Source organism: Microbacterium paulum, assembly GCF_015707995.1.
Classification (GTDB): domain Bacteria; phylum Actinomycetota; class Actinomycetes; order Actinomycetales; family Microbacteriaceae; genus Microbacterium; species Microbacterium paulum.
In genome coordinates, this window is sequence record NZ_JAAGRY010000007.1 from 1 (window position 1) to 16,919 (window position 16,919).

Sequence of the window (16,919 nt, forward strand, 5' to 3'; positions counted from 1 at the left end):
CCGCCGGACCCTGGGCCGCCGGCCCGTGGGCGGCCGGCGCGCGGATGGGTGGCCCGGCACGGTTGCGCATGCTCGAGGCGCTGGCCGCGGCATCCCACCCGCTCAGCGTCAGCGAGGTCGGCGACGCGATCGGGGTCGATCAGCCGCGCGCGTCGCGGCTGATCCAGCAGGCGGTCGACCTCGGGTTCGTGCGGCGCGAGGCCGATCCCGACGACGCCCGACGCACCCGCATCGCGCTCACCGACGAGGGCGCGAAAGTCGTGCGCGGCTTCCGCGGGCAGCGCCGCGAGCACCTGTCGCAGGCCCTCGAAGGCTTCACCCCTGAGGAGCGTTCCGAGCTCGCGCGACTGCTCACGAAGCTCGCCGCCGCCTGGCCGCAGCACTGAGTGCGGCCGCGGGTTCCCCACGCACCGTGCCCGGGTCAAGCCCCCGGAGCGCCGTCAGGTCGGCGGGTAACATGCCGGGGTGAACCCCGACAGCCGCGAAAACTCCGACGCCCCCGCGCCCGCCCCCGACGAGGCATCCGCCGCTCAGGCATCCACGGCTCGTGTGACCGAGACGGATGCCGCCGCCACCACCACGGCGCGTACCGCCGCCAGGCGCTCCGGACCGGGCCTCTGGGTGATCGGCCCCGCCGCCGCCGTGACGCTGCCGTTCAGCCTCTTCGCGATCATCTTCCCGACGCACGCCGAGACGTTCTTCGGCACGATCCAGGCGGCGATCGTCGACGGGTTCAGCTGGTACTACGTGCTGATCACCGCGTTCTTCGTCGCCTTCTGTCTCTTTCTCGGCTTCAGCCGCTACGGCGACATCAAGCTCGGCCGCGACGACGATGAGCTCGAGTTCTCCACGACCGCATGGTTCTCGTTGCTGTTCGCCGCGGGCATGGGCATCGGGCTCGTGTTCTACGGCGTGAGCGAGCCGCTCAGCCACTTCGTCGACCCGAAGCCCGGCGTCACCGGCACGCCCGCCCAGCTCGCGCAGTCGGCTCTGACCCAGACCTACCTGCACTGGGGCGTGCAGGCGTGGGCGATCTACGTCGTCGTGGGCCTCGCCCTGGCATACGCGATCCACCGCCGCCGGCGCCCCCTGTCGATCCGCTGGGCGCTCGAGCCGGTGCTGGGCCGGCACGTGCGGGGCGGCTGGGGCAACGCGATCGACGCGATCGCGCTCGTCGGCACCCTCTTCGGCGTCGCGACGAGCCTCGGCCTCGGCGTCATGCAGATCAGCTCGGGCCTCGACTCGGCGGGCATCGTGAACGACCCGGGCCTCGTCGAGCAGATCGTCATCATCGTCGTCATCACCGGAGGAGTGCTGTTCTCGGTGCTCTCAGGCGTCACCAAGGGCATGAAGTGGCTGTCGACGATCAACCTCGTGCTCGCGGCGCTGCTGCTGCTCTACGTGCTGTTCGCCGGCGACACCGTGTATCTGCTGCGCGAATGGGTGCAGTCGATCGGCGCGTACCTGCAGAACTTCATCGGGCTGAGCTTCAGCGTCAGCGCGTTCCAGGGTGAGGCGGGCCAGCAGTGGCAGGCCGCGTGGACGGCGTTCTACTGGGGCTGGTGGATCTCGTGGGCGCCCTTCGTCGGCATCTTCATCGCGCGTGTCAGCCGTGGCCGCACGGTGCGCCAGTTCGTCATGGGCGTGCTGATCGTGCCGACCCTCCTCGGCATCCTGTGGTTCGCGGTGCTCGGCGGCTCGGCGCTCAAGCTCGAGATGGACACTCCCGGCTCGATGACGGATGCCGCAGGCAAGGTCGATCTGCAGGGCGCCCTCTTCCAGCTGTTCCAGCACCTGCCCGGCACGATGGTGCTCACGATCGGCGCCCTGATCCTCATCGCGATCTTCTTCATCACCTCGGCCGACTCGGGCGCCCTCGTCATGGGCATGCTCGCGACCGGCGGAAACCCCGAGCCGTCGCGCCCCGTGCGGGCCCTGTTCACCTTCGTCACGGCGATCCTCGCCATCGCGCTGCTGATCGCGGGCGGCCTCGTGGCGCTGCAGACGGCGGCGATCATCATCGCGCTGCCGTTCAGCATCGTGATGCTGCTCATCTGCTGGTCGACGATCGTCGCGTTCCGCCGCGAGCGCGCCGCCTACGACCGTGCGCAGCGCGCGAAGTTCGTCGACGAGATCGGCGAACGGTACGGTCTCGAGGTCGAAGGGCCCAACGAGCGAGGCATCCGGCTGCCCTGGATGCGCCGGCGCTGACCGGGGGTACTCGGGCTCGGCGCGTGGGCGCGCCCGACTACTCGCGCACGTGCTTGGGCAACCGCACGAGCAGCAGCAGCACGAGGCCGATCACGAGGATCAGCACGATGCCGAGGATGCCGAAGTGCGTCGCCCCGAACCAGCCGATGAACAGCGACCACAGCAGCGGCGACAGGAAGCTCATCACGCGTCCGGTCGTCGCGTAGAGGCCGAACACCTCGCCCTGCATGTCGTCCGGCGCGACGCGCGCCAGCAGTGATCGGCTGGATGCCTGGGCGGGCCCCACGGCCGCCGACAGCACGATGCCGCCGACCCAGAACACGAGCTTGCCCTCTTCGCGGAAGAGGAAGACGAACAGCGCGCTGACAATGAGGATGACGAGGGCCGAGACGATCACGGCGCGCGCGCCGAACCGGTCATCGAGCCGCCCCGCGATGATCGTCGAGACACCGGCGACGACGTTCAGCGCGATGCCGAAGATGATGACCTCGTTGGGCGAGAAGCCGAACGACACCGCCGCGAGCACCCCGCCGAAGGCGAACACGCCGGCGAGGCCGTCGCGGTAGACCGCGCTCGAGATCAGGAACCAGAAGGTCGACCGGTGCGAGCGGTAGAGCCCCGCGATGTCGCGGAAGAGCACGGCATAGCTCTGCACGAAACCGACCTTCGGGCGGCTGTCGCGTGCGGCGGCCTCGGGCACGTTGAAGAAGAACGGCAGCGAGAACACCACGGTCCAGACGGCGGCGCCGACGGCGATCAGGCGATAGGCGAGCCCGCCCGAGACATCCAGTCCGAACCAGCCGACCTGGTTCAGCACCACGACGATCACGAGCGCGACGATGCCGCCGATGTAGCCCATGCCCCAGCCGAGGCCGCTCACGCGCCCGATCGTCCTCGGCGTCGACACCTGCAGCAGCATGGCGTTGTAGCTGACGCCGGCGATCTCGCTCGCCACCGAGCCGAGCGCCACGAGGATCGCCCCGAACCAGAAGTACTGCGGCTCGGCGTAGACGAAGAACAGCGCGAACTGCACGAGCGCGAGCGCCGCGGTGCCCCCGACGACCCAGCGCTTCTTGGTGCCCTGCGCGTCGGCGCGCTGACCGAGCACCGGGGCGAGCAGCAGCACCAGGATGCCTGCGGCGAACGTCACCCAGCCGTACCACTCGCTCAGGTCGGAAAGCCCCCGGCAGTAGTCGGTCACGGCGTCGGCGGCCCGCGAGCAGACGAGTTGTCCGTCGGCGTTCTGCGCCGCGACGTCGGCGGGCAGGAACGAGTCGGAGACGAGGTACAGCGACACCCAGACGAAGGTGAGGATCACCGAGTTGAACGGCTGCGTCGCCCAGTCCCACAGCGCCCACGACACCACCTGCTTGCGGGGCACGGGCTGGGTCTGCACGGCGCCGGTGGCCGCCGACGCGGCGACGGCGTCGGGGGCGGGCTGATCGGGGAGCGACATGTTCGTCACGCTAGGTCCTTTCGGTGAACGGCCGGTGCCGTCTCTCCGCGCCGCCGCGGGGCGGCCGACGGTGCCGCCGCACGGTCGATCCCGGCCGCCGCGAGGCATCCGTTCGGGCACCCACCATCGCGGTGCGTGCCCACCCTACGGCCACTCGGGCGCGTGCCGCGCAGGCGCGTGCGACTACCGTAGGGGGATGACCACCGACAGTGCGCCCGACGAGGCCCCGGCGACCCCCTCCCTCACCTTCGCCGATCTCGGCCTCGACGATGCCGTGCTGAAGGCGGTGCGCGACGTGGGCTACGAGACCCCGTCGGCGATCCAGGCCGCGACGATCCCGCCGCTGCTCGCCGGGCGCGACGTGCTCGGCACGGCGCAGACCGGCACCGGAAAGACGGCCGCGTTCGCGCTGCCGATCCTCTCGCAGCTCGACCTGTCGCAGAAGACTCCGCAGGCGCTCGTGCTCGCCCCCACGCGCGAGCTCGCCTTGCAGGTGTGCGAGGCGTTCGAATCGTACGCGGCGCACCTGCGCGGCGTGCACGTGCTGCCCGTCTATGGCGGACAGGGCTACGGGCAGCAGCTGTCGGCGCTCCGCCGCGGCGTGCACGTGGTCGTCGGCACCCCCGGTCGCATCATGGACCACCTCGACAAGGGCACGCTCGACCTGTCGGAGCTGCGCTTCCTCGTGCTCGACGAGGCCGACGAGATGCTCAAGATGGGCTTCGCCGAAGACGTCGAGACGATCCTCGCCGACACCCCCGCCGGCAAGCAGGTCGCGCTCTTCTCGGCGACCATGCCGGCCCAGATCCGCCGCCTCGCGGGCACGTACCTGAAAAACCCCGACGAGATCAACGTCAAGGCGAAGACCTCGACGGCCACGAACATCACGCAGCGCTACCTCGTCGTGTCGTACCCGCAGAAGGTGGATGCCCTGACCCGCATCCTCGAAGTCGAGCCCTTCGAGGGCATGATCGTCTTCACCCGCACCAAGAACGAGACCGAGACCCTCGCCGAGAAGCTCCGCGCCCGCGGCTACACGGCCGCCGCGATCAACGGTGATGTCGTTCAGGCGCAGCGCGAGCGCACGGTCAACCAGCTGAAGTCCGGCAAGCTCGACATCCTCGTCGCCACCGACGTCGCCGCGCGCGGCCTGGACGTGGACCGCATCAGCCACGTGGTCAACTTCGACCTGCCCATCGACACCGAATCGTACGTCCACCGGATCGGCCGCACCGGGCGTGCCGGTCGCACGGGTGACGCGATCAGCTTCGTCACGCCGCGTGAGCGGCGCATGCTCACCTCGATCGAGAAGGCGACGCGTCAACCGCTGACCGAGATGAGCCTGCCGAGCGTGGACGACGTGAACGCCACCCGGCTCACGCGATTCGACGACGCGATCACGGCCGCCCTGGCCGAGAGCGACCGGATCGCCCGCTTCCGCGACATCGTCGCGCACTACGTCAGCCACCACGACGTGCCGGAAGCCGACGTGGCCGCCGCGCTCGCCGTCGTCGCGCAGGGGGAGACGCCGCTGCTGCTGGATGCCGAGTCCGACCGGCAGCAGCGCCATGAGCGCTTCGACCGCGACGACCGCACCCGCCGCGACGGTGCCGACCGCGAGGAGCGCCCGCGTCGCGACGACCGTCGCCGCCCCGGCGGACCCAGCACGACCTATCGCATCGAGGTCGGCCGCCGGCACAAGGTCGAGCCGCGCCAGATCGTCGGTGCGCTCGCGAACGAGGGCGGGCTGCGCCGTGAGGACTTCGGCGCGATCCAGATCCGTCCGGACTTCTCGCTCGTCGAGCTTCCCGCCGACCTCCCCGCCGACACCCTGAAGCGGCTCGAGCAGACCCGCATCAGCGGCCGGCTGATCGAGATCAAGCCCGACCGCTTCCAGCGCTCGGCGAAACGAACCGATCGTCCGTCGCGTCCGCGCGACTGACCGGCCGACGGGATGTCCGGAGTTGTGAACGGCGGAGCGTGAGGAGGGCGACCCGGCCGGACGGCGGCCGGGACCGTCAGCTCGGCGGCCGGGTCGCCTCTTCGAGCAGTTCGAGGACGTGCCGGTACTCCGCGCCGGTCGCACGGGTCATCCCGATCTCGCACGTGCGGTTGCACGACGCGTGGGCGTCGGCGCCGAGGCGGGCGACCTCGGCCGCCTCGGCCGCGGTCGCCGCGGCCGTCAGTTCGGGATGGAGCATCCCGCGGTCGCCGGCGAAGCCGCAGCAGTTCCACGCGTACGGCACGGTCACCTCGCGGGCGACGACCGCGCCCACCGCCTGCAGAGCGGGATCGAGCCCCATCTGTGTGGACGAGCAGGTCGGATGCAGGACGAGCGAGTCGACCAGCGGCGTGATATCCCCGAGCGCCGGCAGCACCTCACGGGCGACGAAGTCGACGGCATCCTCGGTGCGGAAGGGCAGCTTCCGGTCCTCGAAGATGTGCGCGAACCCCTCCGTGCAGCTGGAGGCGTCGCTGATCACGGGCAGCGCGCCGTCGCGGGAGGCGACCCGCACCGCCTCGACGACCCGATCGGCCATCACGTCCCGCCCGCCGGCGTACCCCTTCGAGGTCCACGGCGTGCTGCAGCACAGGGCTTCGATGCCTTCGGGCACCACCACGCGCACGCCGGCGCGTTCGAGCAGCCGCGCGAACGCGGAGGTCGCGCCGATGCCCTCCCCCGCGGCTCCGAACATGGAGTTCACGCAGGCGGGCAGGTAGACGGCGACCGGATCGCCGGGGCCGGACCCGAGGCATCCGGTCAGCGGCCCCCGCGCCGAGCCGCCCGCCGGGAGGTCGGCGCTGTACTCCGGGACCGTGTCCGCGCCCAGGAGGGCCCGCCCGACCGTCGTCGCGGCCTTCACGAGTCCCGCGGGCACGTGATCGGCGACGGTCAGGGCCGCCGCTGCGCCGCGACTGACGGCGCCCCACCCGTGCGCGGCGGCCTTCCACCCGGCCGCCAGCACCGGATTCTGATCCTCTCGGCGCAGCCTCTTGACGAGCGCGCCGGTGTTGATGAGGACGGGGCATGCGGTGACGCACATGCCGTCGACGGCGCAGGTGTCCACGCCCGCGTAGTCGTAGTCCCGGTCGAGCTCACGAGCGAGGGCGTGATCGCCCGCCGCCTCGGCGCGCTTCATGCCGCGACGCACGACGATCCGCTGCCGGGGTGTGAGCGTGAGGTCCTTCGACGGACACACCGGCTCGCAGTACCCGCACTCCACGCACCGGTCAGCTTCGGCCTCGATCGGCTCGGCGAGCTTGATGTTGCGCAGGTGCGCCCGCGGATCGTCCTCGATGATCACGCCGGGGTTGAGCATGCCGGTCGGGTCGCACAGCCGTTTGAGCTCGCGCATCACCTGGTACAGCTCCTCGCCGTACTGCCGCCGGACGTAGGGCGCCATGACGCGACCGGTGCCGTGCTCGGCCTTGAGGTTGCCGCCGGCGCCCAGCACGAGGTCGACCATCTCCTCCGTGAACGAGGTGAAGCGCCCGAGGGCCGCGTCGCCCTCGAAGCGGTCGGTGAGCATGAAGTGGATGTTGCCGTCCTTGGCGTGCCCGAAGATCACGCTGTCGCTGTAGGAATAGGTGGCGAACAGGTCCTGCAGCGAGGCGCAGGTGGGCGCGAGCTGCGGCACGGGCACCACGATGTCCTCCAGGAGGGCGGTCGTCCCGGACGGACGCGCACCCGCGACGCTCGTGTACAGGCCCTTGCGCAGCTTCCACGCCAGCGCGCGCTCGCCGGCGTCGCTGGACAGCACAGCCGGCGTGATCAGCGGCAGGTCGCGCAGCAAAGCAGTGCCCGCCGCGGCCAGCGCGGCGAGTCCGGCCTCGTCCATCGCCTGGTACTCGATCAGCAGCGCGGCCTGGTCGGTGACCTCGAAACCGCGGATCTGCGGCGGCGCATCGGCGAAGGACTGACCCACGCGCAGACTGGTCGCGTCCATGAGCTCGAGGGTCGCGGCACCGGTCGCCACAAGGGCGGGGAGCGCGCGGGTCGCCTCGACGATGTCCGGGAAGACCGCGAGCGCCGTGGTCACCCGGGGCTTGATCGGGACCGTGCGGTAGGTGGCCTCGGCGACGAAGGCGAGAGTGCCCTCACTGCCGATCACGAGGCGGGTGAGCACCTGCGCGGGGGACTCGTGGTCGAGGAACGCGTTCACCCCGTACCCGATGGTGTTCTTCATCGCGAACTGCCGCTCGATGAGGCGGACCGAGTCGGGATTCGAGCGGACGCGCGCCGTGAGGCGGCGCAGGCCTTCGAACAGCTCCGGCTCGGCGGCCTGCAGCGCGGCATCCGCGTCGAGCGCCGCGGAGTCGACGACCGTGCCCGAAGGCAGCACGAACACCATCGACTCGAGCGTGCGGTAGGTGTTCTCGACCGTCCCGCACGCCATGCCGCTGGAGTTGTTGGCGATCACCCCGCCGATCGTGCACGCCGCCTCGCTGGCGGGGTCGGGGCCCAGTCGATATCCGTGCCGGAGCAGACGGGCGTTGACCTGCCGGACGGTGGCACCCGGCTGCACCCGCACGCGGCGGCCTCCGTCGAGCACGTCGATCCGCCGGAAGGAGCGCCGCGTGTCCACGAGGATGTCCTCGCCGGACGACTGCCCCGACAGGCTCGTCCCGCCCGAGCGGAACGTGACCCTGGACCCGCTCGCGGTGGCGGCGCGCATGATCGCCCCGACCTCGGCGGCGTCGTCGGCGATCACCACGGCGCGCGGTGTGTGCAGGAAGTGCGAGGCGTCGCTGGCGTACGCGACCCGGTCGATCGCCCGCAGCCTGATGCGCTCCGCCTCGCCGACCGCAGCGGCGACGGCGGGGTCGATCCATCCCTGCCGCGGGATGTCGTGGTCGGCGTGCGGGAGGGGATGCCGGGCTGCAGCGGTCACGGCGTGGGGACCATCCAGCCGAGGATCGGGGTGGACTGCAGGTAGACCAGGCCCGTGAAGACGATCAGCAGGCCCAGGCTCCACCAGAGGAGCTTTCGGAACAGGTCGCCCTCCTTGCCGGCCATTCCGGCCGCTGCGGCGGCCACGGCGAGGTTCTGCGGTGAGAGCATCTTGCCGAGCACGCCGGCGGACGAGTTGGTGGCCGCCATGAGGACGGGGTCGAGCCCGACTTTCTGGGCCGTGGTGGCCTGCAGCAGGCCGAACAGTGCGTTCGAGGACGTGTCCGATCCGGTGATCGCCACGCCCAGCCAGCCGATGGCCGGCGACAGCAGGGCGAAGAAGCCGCCGGTCGCGGCCAGCGCCGCGCCGAGGGTGTGCGTCTGACCGGACAGGTTCATGACGTAGGCGAGGGCGAGGACCGACACGACGGTGACGATGGTGAAGCGCAGCTGGTGGAGCGTCGCCCCGTACGCCTCCAGCGCCCGGCGCGTCGGCAGCCGGTACAGGAGGGCGACGATGATGCCCGACAGTAGCAGCAGCGTGCCGCCGGTTCCGATGTAGCCGAGCTTGAAGACCGTGGCCACCGCCTCACCCGAGCTGTCGGAGACGTCCAGACCGGGCCAGGCGAAGGTCAGCGTCGCATGCTCGGCGAGGAAGGCCTTCACCGGCGGCAGCTGCGAGATCGAGAACACCGCGATGATCACGACGTAGGGCATGACCGCGTTCCAGGTCAGGTTCGCCGGCGTGCGCCCGCTGCGGTCGATCCTGGTCGCGTCGGCGACCTTGACGACCGTCGTGGCGGTCTTGCCGCCGGTCGTGGGGACGGTTGCGCCGACGGCCGAGCCGGCGTTCGCGTCGGCGATCGCCGGCTCGAAGGCGACGGTGCTCCTGGGCGTCCAGAACTTCAGCGTGACCAGCACGGCGATCACGGTCACCACGGCGGCGACCACGTCGGTGATCTCGACCGCGATGAAGTTGGAGGTGATGAACTGCGACACGGCGAAAGCGACACCGGCGACGGTCGTGACCGGCCAGGTCTGCCGCACGCCGCGCCATCCGTCGACGATGAACACGAGGATGAGAGGAACGAAAACCGCCAGGAACGGCGTCTGGCGGCCCGCCATCTGCGAGAGCAGATGGATGTCGATGCCGGTCACCCCCGACAGCGCGATGATCGGCGCGGCCATCGCGCCGAACGCGACCGGTGCCGTGTTGGCCAGCAGTGACACCACGGCCGCTTTGACCGGCGCCATCCCCGCGGCGATGAGCATCGCGATGGAGATCGCGACCGGCGCGCCGAACCCGGCGAGGGACTCGAGCAGCGCACCGAAGCAGAAGGCGATGATGATGGCCAGGATCCGCTGGTCGTCGCTGATGGCGCGGATGCGGTCGCCCAGCACCTCGAACCAGCCGGTGACGACCGTCAGTCGGTAGACCCAGAGTGCGTTCACGAGGATCCACAGGATGGGCACGATTCCGTACAGGGCGCCTTCGAGACTGCCGCTGACGACCTGGGGCACCGGCATCCGCCACACCGCGACGGCGAGAAGCATCGACAGCACGAGACCGACGAGTGAGGCTTTCCACGCCTTCACGCGGAAGACCCCCAGCAGCACGAAGAGCGTGGCCAAGGGGATGACGGCGACGAGCGCCGAGAGGGCGAGCGACCCGAACAGCGGGTCGAGGATCTGCTGGAACATCCGGTGGTGACTCCTCATCGAGTGGGCGGTCGACGTCGACCGCCAGGGGTGTTTCGCTCGTGAGATTGTCTGACAAGAACACAAGCCTGTCAAGTATCCGGATGGGACGGTCATCATTAGGATGGCCTCACCCGCTCCGCAGCGCGGGTCGCTCGAGGAGGAGCCGGATGCCGGCACACGTCAGAGCCGTCTCGATCATCGAGGCGGTCACCGAGGACCTTCGTCGGCGCGTCCTGGGCGGGCAGCTCGAGCCGAGCACCGCTCTGGCCGAGGCTGACGTGGCCGAGACCTACGACGTGGCGCGACCCACGGCCAAGATGGCGATCGAGAATCTGGTGCGCGAGAACCTGCTGCAGCGCAGTGCGCACAAGACGGCCCGCGTCGTGCGCCTGTCGCCGGACGACGCGCGCGACATCTACCTGTCCCGCGAGGTGGTCGAAGCCGAGGTGCTCCGCCGGCTCGCGCGCAAACGCCTCGCGCCGGAGCGCGCCCGCAAGGCCAACGCCGAGATCGCGATGCTGATCGATGCCTCGCCGGGGGAGGTCGTCGAACCGGACATGCGCTTCCACACGGCGCTGATCGACGCCATCGGCAGTCCCCGGCTGAGCCGCACCTACGGATCGCTCGCCTCGGAGGTCGTCTTCTGCATGTCGCAGGTGCAGGGGGCCTCGCTGCTGCCCACCGAGCTGATCGCGGCCGAGCACGAGCGCATCCTGGAACTGATCGAGGCGGGGGACGAGGACGGTGCGGCGGCTCTTCTCGCCATCCACATCGGTCGCGCCCGCGAGCGCCTCGCCGAACGGCTGGGCGGCGTGGCCGGGCCCGAGGCGTTCGTCCCGCCCACCGTGTGACCGCGCCGGCATCCTGAAAACTTGATATGTCCTGTATCAAGTTCATTTGACACCGGCGCCGCCCCTGCGTATCGTGGAACCCGGATGAAAGTTGAGCCATCAGGACTCAACGTCCGCAGATTTCTTCAGATCCGTTTCGGGAAAGGAAACACACATGGCACGTGCAGTGGGTATCGACCTCGGTACGACGAACTCCGTCGTCTCCGTCCTCGAGGGCGGCGAGCCGAAGGTCATCACCAACGCCGAGGGCTTCCGCACCACCCCGTCGGTGGTCGCGTTCACCAAGGACGGCGAGGTGCTCGTCGGCGAGACCGCCAAGCGCCAGGCCGTCACCAACGTCGACCGCACCATCTCGTCGGTCAAGCGCCACATGGGCACCGACTGGACATTCGACGTGGACGGCAAGAAGTGGACGCCGCAGGAGATCTCCGCGCGCATTCTCCAGAAGCTCAAGCGCGATGCCGAGTCGTACCTCGGTGACACCGTGACCGACGCCGTCATCACGGTGCCGGCGTACTTCAACGACGCCGAGCGTCAGGCCACGAAGGAAGCCGGGGAGATCGCCGGCCTCAACGTGCTGCGCATCATCAACGAGCCCACCGCGGCGGCCCTGGCCTACGGCCTCGACAAGGGCAAGGAGGACGAGCTCATCCTCGTCTTCGACCTCGGTGGTGGCACGTTCGACGTCTCTCTGCTCGAAGTGGGCAAGGACGAGGACTTCTCGACCATCCAGGTGCGCGCCACCGCCGGTGACAACCGCCTCGGCGGCGACGACTGGGACCAGCGCCTCGTCGACTACCTGATCAAGCAGTTCAAGGAGACCACCGGCGTCGACGTCTCGGGTGACAAGATCGCCCTGCAGCGCCTCAAGGAGGCCGCCGAGCAGGCCAAGAAGGAGCTCTCGTCCTCGACGAGCACCTCGATCAACCTGCCGTACCTGTCGCTCACCGACTCGGGCCCCGTGTCGCTGTCGGAGACGATCACGCGCGCGAAGTTCGAGGACCTCACGAAGGATCTGCTCGACCGCACGAAGAAGCCGTTCAACGACGTCGTCGCCGAGGCGGGCATCAAGGTCGCCGACATCGACCACGTGGTCCTCGTCGGCGGCTCGACCCGCATGCCCCAGGTCACCGAGCTCGTCAAGAAGCTGACCGGCGGCAAGGAGCCCAACAAGGGCGTGAACCCGGACGAGGTCGTCGCCGTCGGCGCCGCCCTGCAGGCGGGTGTCCTCAAGGGCGAGCGCAAGGACGTGCTGCTGATCGACGTCACCCCCCTGAGCCTCGGTATCGAGACCAAGGGTGGCATCATGACGAAGCTCATCGAGCGCAACACCGCCATCCCGACCAAGCGCAGCGAGACGTTCACGACCGCCGACGACAACCAGCCGTCGGTCGCGATCCAGGTGTTCCAGGGTGAGCGCGAGTTCACGCGTGACAACAAGCCGCTCGGCACCTTCGAGCTGACCGGCATCGCGCCGGCTCCCCGGGGCATCCCGCAGGTCGAGGTCACGTTCGACATCGACGCGAACGGCATCGTGCACGTGTCCGCGAAGGACAAGGGCACCGGCAAGGAGCAGTCGATGACGATCACGGGCGGCTCGAGCCTCCCGAAGGAGGACATCGACCGCATGGTGCGCGAGGCTGAGGAGCACGCCGCGGAGGACAAGAAGCGTCGCGAGTCGGCAGAGGTGCGTAACCAGGCCGAGACGCTCTCGTACTCGATCGAGAAGCTCATCAAGGACAACGAGGACAAGCTGCCGGCCGAGGTCAAGGACTCCGTCCAGGCCGACGTCGACGCGCTGAAGTCCGCGCTGGCCGGTGAAGACGAGGATGCCGTGAAGACGGCCTTCGACAAGCTGAACCAGTCGCAGGGCAAGCTCGGCGAGGCGATCTACGCGTCGCAGCAGGCCGCCGGCGAGCAGGCCGACCCGAACGTCGGCCAGCCCGGCAACGGTGAGACGCCGAACCCCGAAGAGGATGTCATCGACGCCGAGGTCGTCGACGACGAGGACGAGAAGAAGTAAGAAAGCGGATCATGACCAAGGACTTCGAGAACGAGGTCCCCGGTGACGAGGGGTCGGATGCCACGGCATCCGGCCCCGACTCGCAGGAGGACTCCCTGACGGTCGACGACATCCTGGGCGCCGAGCAGACCGACGACGCTGCCATCGCCGAGGCATCCGATGAGGACAAGGATCTGCTGCTGGACCTCAAGCGGGTGCAGGCGGAGTACGCCAACTACCGCCGGCGCACCGAGGAGCAGCGCGAGGTGGAGATCGCCCGCGCCACGGGGTCGGTCGCGAAGGGGCTGCTGCCCGTGCTCGACGACCTCGACCGCGCCGAGAAGCACGGCGATCTCGCCGATGGGTCGCCCCTCGCGGCTATCGCCGAGAAGCTCCGCGCCGTCGTGTCGCGGCTCGGTGTCGAGACCTACGGCACCGCCGGTGAGGCGTTCGACCCGCAGCAGCACGAGGCGATCTTCCACGCGCCCAACCCGGGTGGCGTGGCTGACGGCACGATCCTCGACGTCGTCGAGGTCGGCTACCGCCTCGGCGACATCGAATTGCGACCGGCGAAGGTCGTCGTGGCCGGCTCGGCCGAGTAAGGGGAGCGATGGCCAGTCAGGACTGGTTCGACAAGGACTTCTACAAGGTGCTGGGGGTGTCCAAGGACATCTCGGACGCCGATCTGAAGAAGGCGTATCGCAAGCTGGCGCGCAAGTACCACCCCGATTCCAACCAGGGTGATGCGGCCGCCGAGGCGAAGTTCAAGGAGATCAGCGAGGCGTACTCGGTGCTCTCCGACAAGGATCAGCGCGAGGAGTACGACCAGATCCGGGCGATGGGGTCGGGCAGCGCCCGCTTCCAGGCGCCCGGTTCGGGCGGCGCGGGCGGGTTCGAAGACGTCTTCAGTCGGTTCGGCCAGTCGCGCGGCGGGTCGTACCAGCAGGCCGACTTCGACGACCTGTTCTCGATGTTCGGGCAGCAGGGCGGCGGGTTCGGCTCGGGCCGGTTCGGCCAGTCGACCGGCGGGTTCCGCGGCTACGGCGGTCCGCAGCGCGGCGCGGATGTCACCGCGCGCACGACGCTGGACTTCCAGACCGCGGTCAAGGGCGAGACGATCAGCCTCGCCGGCGAAGACGGCAAGCCGTTCAAGGTGAAGATCCCGGCGGGCGTGTCGGACGGGCAGAAGATCCGTCTGCGCGGCCGTGGGCGGCCCTCTCCCGACGGCGGCGAGCCCGGCGACATCGTCGTGCAGGTGACGGTGCGGCCGCACCCCGTGTTCACCCGAGATGGGCTGAACCTGCGGGTGACGGTGCCGGTCACCTTCACCGAGGCAGCGCTCGGCGCCACCATCGAGGTGCCGACGCTCGGCGGTGACCCGGTCAAGCTGCGGGTCGCTCCGGGCACACCCTCGGGGCGCGTGCTCCGGGTGAAGGGGCGCGGCGTGCAGTCGTCGAAGGGCACCGGCGACCTGCTCGCCGAGGTGCAGGTCGCCGTGCCGGCACACCTGGATGACAAGGCGAAGGAGGCTCTCGAGCGCTTCCACGAAGTGGAGCCGAAGGAGAACCCGCGCGCCGAGCTCATGGCGAAGGCCCGGGAGTAGCCATGGCGACGGACGAGATCCCCGACGACGAGGAGCCGATCTTCGCGATCGCGGTCGCGGCCGAGCTCGCCGGAATGCATCCGCAGACGCTGCGGCAGTACGACCGGCTGGGCCTCGTCACGCCCGGGCGCACGCAGGGCGGCTCCCGTCGCTACTCGCTGCGGCACGTCAAGCAGCTGCGCGAAGTCGCGGCACTGTCGGCGGAGGGCATGAACCTGCCCGCCATCTCGCGTCTCATCGAGCTCGAGAACACGGTGAGGGGGCTCCGCGGGCAGGTGTCGGAGCTGGAGGGGCGGCTGCAGCGCGAGGCCGACCGACGCTCGCGCGTGTTCGCGGCGGGGACGACCGGCTCGGTCGTGACGCTCCGCCGCGGCACCCGGGTTCGGCGGGCGACGGAGGTCGTGCTGTGGCGGCCGGGCGGCCCGTCCGACGAGGTCGGCTGACCGGATGGCCTCGCGGATCGTCGTGCTCGGCAGCGCCAACGTCGATCTGGTGGTGCGTCAGCCACGTCGGGCCGAGCCCGGCGAGACCATGTTCGGATCGTCGTTCCACACCGGCCCGGGCGGCAAGGGACTGAACCAGGCCGTCGCGGCGGCGCGGGCCGGTGCCGATGTGGCGTTCATCGGTGCCGTCGGCGACGACGAGTACGGCGCACGGCTGCGTGCGGCGCTCGAGTCCGAGGGCATCGACACCCGCGCCCTGCGCACGACCGGGCGCCCGACGGGCATCGCCCAGATCACCGTGACCGACGACGGCGAAAACGCGATCACCGTCGTCTCCGGAGCGAACGAGACCGCCGATCTGACCGGCGACGAGCGACCGCTCATCGCCGAGGCATCCCACCTCGTCGTGCAGCTGGAGCGGCCCGAGGCGCTCGTCGTCGAGGCGCTGCGCCATGCGCGGGCGCACGGCGTCGTGACCGTCCTCACCCCGGCGCCGGTGGGCGTGTCGCTCGACGAGATGCTCGCGCTCTCCGATGTGCTCGTCCCGAACGCCGGCGAGGCCGCAGTGCTCGCGGGCGTGACGGATTCCGAGGCCGCCGCGATCGCGCTCAGTGGCCACGCCCGCACCGTCGTCGTCACGTGCGGGGCCGACGGGGCCGTCGTCGCCCGCGGCGGCCGCGTCGTCGAGCGGGTTTCGGCGCGACCGGTGAGGCCCGTCGACACGACGGGAGCGGGCGACACGTTCGCGGGCGTGCTCGTCGCCTGGCTCGCGCAGGGCGTGGGTCTGGGCGACGCGCTCGCGGCGGCGACCGCTGCGGCGTCCCTCGCCGTCACCCGCGCGGCCGCCGCCGCCTCGATGCCCACCCGCGCGGAGATCGCCGCGGCGCTCGCCGCGGGCTGACTCACGGCCTCGCCACGCGTCGACGCGGGTCCCCCGATGTGGGTCATCGTCGCCGGCTCCTCGACGAACCGCAGCCGGCCGTCGTCGCCGTTCGTCGTGATCTTTCGCATCGCGCGCTCCGACGTGCGCCTCTGGGCGTGCGCGATCGCGTCGCGCAGCACCTTGCGCGATGCCGTGCTGCCGGTCGCGAGTCCGCCCTCCGCGTCGAAGTGCTCGTCATAGCGGGCGACGGGGGTCAGGTCGCGGAGGGCGGGGCCGGGGGCGGGGCGGATGCCGAGGCATCCACTCGTTCGTCGTCGGCCCGGCTGCTGCCGGGGAGCGGCGCGGCGAGCTTCTCGCCGAGGCCGAGGAAGGGGCTGCGGAAGTCCTCGGTGTCCGTCGTACTCCATGGGCATCATCGCGCGCGCGGTGCGCAGCTGCGGGGTCGCCTGCTGCACCTGTGCGAGTGCGACGACGAGCTCGGGGTCGTCCTTCCACACCCAGACGAGCACGCGCCCGCCGGCTCTGCGGAGCAGCATCGGCACCGCCTGGCTCATCGCCCACGCGGCGACGCCGCGCCCCGCGCCCGGTCGCGGCGTGGCGCCGAGCGCGGCGTTCGCCTGCGCGAGCAGCATGCCGATCGCGCGCTTGCGGTGGCGGCGCCCGCGCAGCCCGAACGAGCCCGTGACGGGAACCCAGCGGGCGGGATCGGCGTCGGCCTGCAGGCGCATCATGCCTCCAGGGTAGGCGGGCTCTCCCCGCTGCGCGTCACTCGGGAGGGTTTCTGCACTCGGGAGGGCGCGGAGGTTGCGAACACCCTCCCGAACGCACTTCTCCTCCCGAACGGCGCCCGCGCCGCGGTGCCACCGGGGCACTCGAAG

General features: G+C 70.4%; 13 protein-coding genes and 1 pseudogene. 10 read left to right on the top strand and 4 right to left on the bottom strand.

The features are described 5' to 3' along the window. Both G3N18_RS02995 and G3N18_RS03000 read left to right on the top strand, forming a co-directional pair. Positions 1-386, top strand: a 386-nt coding sequence (locus G3N18_RS02995; protein WP_230403801.1) for a MarR family winged helix-turn-helix transcriptional regulator, incomplete at its 5' end; no start/stop codon positions are given. A 163-nt stretch (positions 387-549) separates the two neighbouring features. After that, positions 550-2,211 carry a BCCT family transporter gene (locus tag G3N18_RS03000; RefSeq protein WP_196382885.1) on the top strand — a complete coding sequence of 554 codons (1,662 nt, stop codon included), beginning with the start codon at positions 550-552 and terminating at the stop codon, positions 2,209-2,211. Positions 2,212-2,248: 37 nt separating this feature from the next. Here G3N18_RS03000 and G3N18_RS03005 read toward each other — a convergent pair whose 3' ends face one another. Continuing rightward, positions 2,249-3,667 carry an MFS transporter gene (locus G3N18_RS03005; RefSeq protein WP_196382829.1) on the bottom strand — a complete coding sequence of 473 codons (1,419 nt, stop codon included), beginning with the start codon at positions 3,665-3,667 and terminating at the stop codon, positions 2,249-2,251. Between the two features lie 196 nt (positions 3,668-3,863). On the opposite strand from G3N18_RS03005, the gene G3N18_RS03010 reads away from it, so the two are divergent. After that, positions 3,864-5,609 (top strand): DEAD/DEAH box helicase, encoded by a 1,746-nt coding sequence (locus tag G3N18_RS03010; protein WP_196382830.1) that lies wholly within the window; start codon positions 3,864-3,866, stop codon positions 5,607-5,609. Positions 5,610-5,685: 76 nt separating this feature from the next. Here G3N18_RS03010 and G3N18_RS03015 read toward each other — a convergent pair whose 3' ends face one another. Both G3N18_RS03015 and G3N18_RS03020 read right to left on the bottom strand, forming a co-directional pair. Further along, positions 5,686-8,496, bottom strand: coding sequence for an FAD-linked oxidase C-terminal domain-containing protein (locus tag G3N18_RS03015; protein ID WP_196382886.1), 2,811 nt, complete (start codon positions 8,494-8,496; stop codon positions 5,686-5,688). A gap of 59 nt (positions 8,497-8,555) precedes the next feature. Further along, the gene (locus G3N18_RS03020; protein ID WP_196382831.1) at positions 8,556-10,259 is read right to left on the bottom strand and encodes an L-lactate permease; all 1,704 of its coding nucleotides are present in this window, start codon (positions 10,257-10,259) and stop codon (positions 8,556-8,558) included. Positions 10,260-10,426: 167 nt separating this feature from the next. Between G3N18_RS03020 and G3N18_RS03025 the strand changes: the two genes are divergently transcribed. The 7 genes from G3N18_RS03025 (at position 10,427) to G3N18_RS03055 (ending at position 16,281) form a co-directional block, all read left to right on the top strand. Further along, the gene (locus G3N18_RS03025; protein ID WP_196382832.1) at positions 10,427-11,110 is read left to right on the top strand and encodes a GntR family transcriptional regulator; all 684 of its coding nucleotides are present in this window, start codon (positions 10,427-10,429) and stop codon (positions 11,108-11,110) included. 154 nt (positions 11,111-11,264) lie between these two features. Then, positions 11,265-13,133 (top strand): molecular chaperone DnaK, encoded by a 1,869-nt coding sequence (dnaK, locus tag G3N18_RS03030; RefSeq protein ID WP_196382833.1) that lies wholly within the window; start codon positions 11,265-11,267, stop codon positions 13,131-13,133. Positions 13,134-13,141: 8 nt separating this feature from the next. Beyond that, the gene (locus tag G3N18_RS03035) at positions 13,142-13,714 is read left to right on the top strand and encodes a nucleotide exchange factor GrpE (RefSeq protein ID WP_141380458.1); all 573 of its coding nucleotides are present in this window, start codon (positions 13,142-13,144) and stop codon (positions 13,712-13,714) included. Between the two features lie 8 nt (positions 13,715-13,722). Continuing rightward, positions 13,723-14,715, top strand: coding sequence for a DnaJ C-terminal domain-containing protein (locus tag G3N18_RS03040; RefSeq protein WP_196382834.1), 993 nt, complete (start codon positions 13,723-13,725; stop codon positions 14,713-14,715). A gap of 2 nt (positions 14,716-14,717) precedes the next feature. Then, positions 14,718-15,158: a heat shock protein transcriptional repressor HspR gene (locus G3N18_RS03045; RefSeq protein ID WP_196382835.1), complete on the top strand. Its 441-nt coding sequence runs from the start codon at positions 14,718-14,720 to the stop codon at positions 15,156-15,158. A 4-nt stretch (positions 15,159-15,162) separates the two neighbouring features. Further along, positions 15,163-16,059: a ribokinase gene (locus tag G3N18_RS03050; RefSeq protein WP_196382836.1), complete on the top strand. Its 897-nt coding sequence runs from the start codon at positions 15,163-15,165 to the stop codon at positions 16,057-16,059. 36 nt (positions 16,060-16,095) lie between these two features. Further along, positions 16,096-16,281: a hypothetical protein gene (locus G3N18_RS03055; protein ID WP_196382837.1), complete on the top strand. Its 186-nt coding sequence runs from the start codon at positions 16,096-16,098 to the stop codon at positions 16,279-16,281. A gap of 79 nt (positions 16,282-16,360) precedes the next feature. Here G3N18_RS03055 and G3N18_RS16005 read toward each other — a convergent pair. After that, positions 16,361-16,772: pseudogene (locus G3N18_RS16005) on the bottom strand (hypothetical protein); the annotation flags it as partial. Between the last annotated feature and the right edge of the window lie 147 nt (positions 16,773-16,919).

Excerpts from the sequence above, each read along its gene's own strand:
- G3N18_RS03055 (WP_196382837.1), top strand. The coding sequence starts at position 16,096 with ATGTGGGTCATCGTCGCCGGCTCCTCGACGAACCGCAGCCGGCCGTCG.
- G3N18_RS03050 (WP_196382836.1), top strand. The coding sequence starts at position 15,163 with ATGGCCTCGCGGATCGTCGTGCTCGGCAGCGCCAACGTCGATCTGGTG.
- G3N18_RS03020 (WP_196382831.1), bottom strand. The coding sequence starts at position 10,259 with ATGTTCCAGCAGATCCTCGACCCGCTGTTCGGGTCGCTCGCCCTCTCG.
- G3N18_RS03040 (WP_196382834.1), top strand. The coding sequence starts at position 13,723 with ATGGCCAGTCAGGACTGGTTCGACAAGGACTTCTACAAGGTGCTGGGG.
- G3N18_RS03010 (WP_196382830.1), top strand. The coding sequence starts at position 3,864 with ATGACCACCGACAGTGCGCCCGACGAGGCCCCGGCGACCCCCTCCCTC.
- dnaK (WP_196382833.1), top strand. The coding sequence starts at position 11,265 with ATGGCACGTGCAGTGGGTATCGACCTCGGTACGACGAACTCCGTCGTC.
- G3N18_RS03005 (WP_196382829.1), bottom strand. The coding sequence starts at position 3,667 with ATGTCGCTCCCCGATCAGCCCGCCCCCGACGCCGTCGCCGCGTCGGCG.
- G3N18_RS03045 (WP_196382835.1), top strand. The coding sequence starts at position 14,718 with ATGGCGACGGACGAGATCCCCGACGACGAGGAGCCGATCTTCGCGATC.
- G3N18_RS03025 (WP_196382832.1), top strand. The coding sequence starts at position 10,427 with ATGCCGGCACACGTCAGAGCCGTCTCGATCATCGAGGCGGTCACCGAG.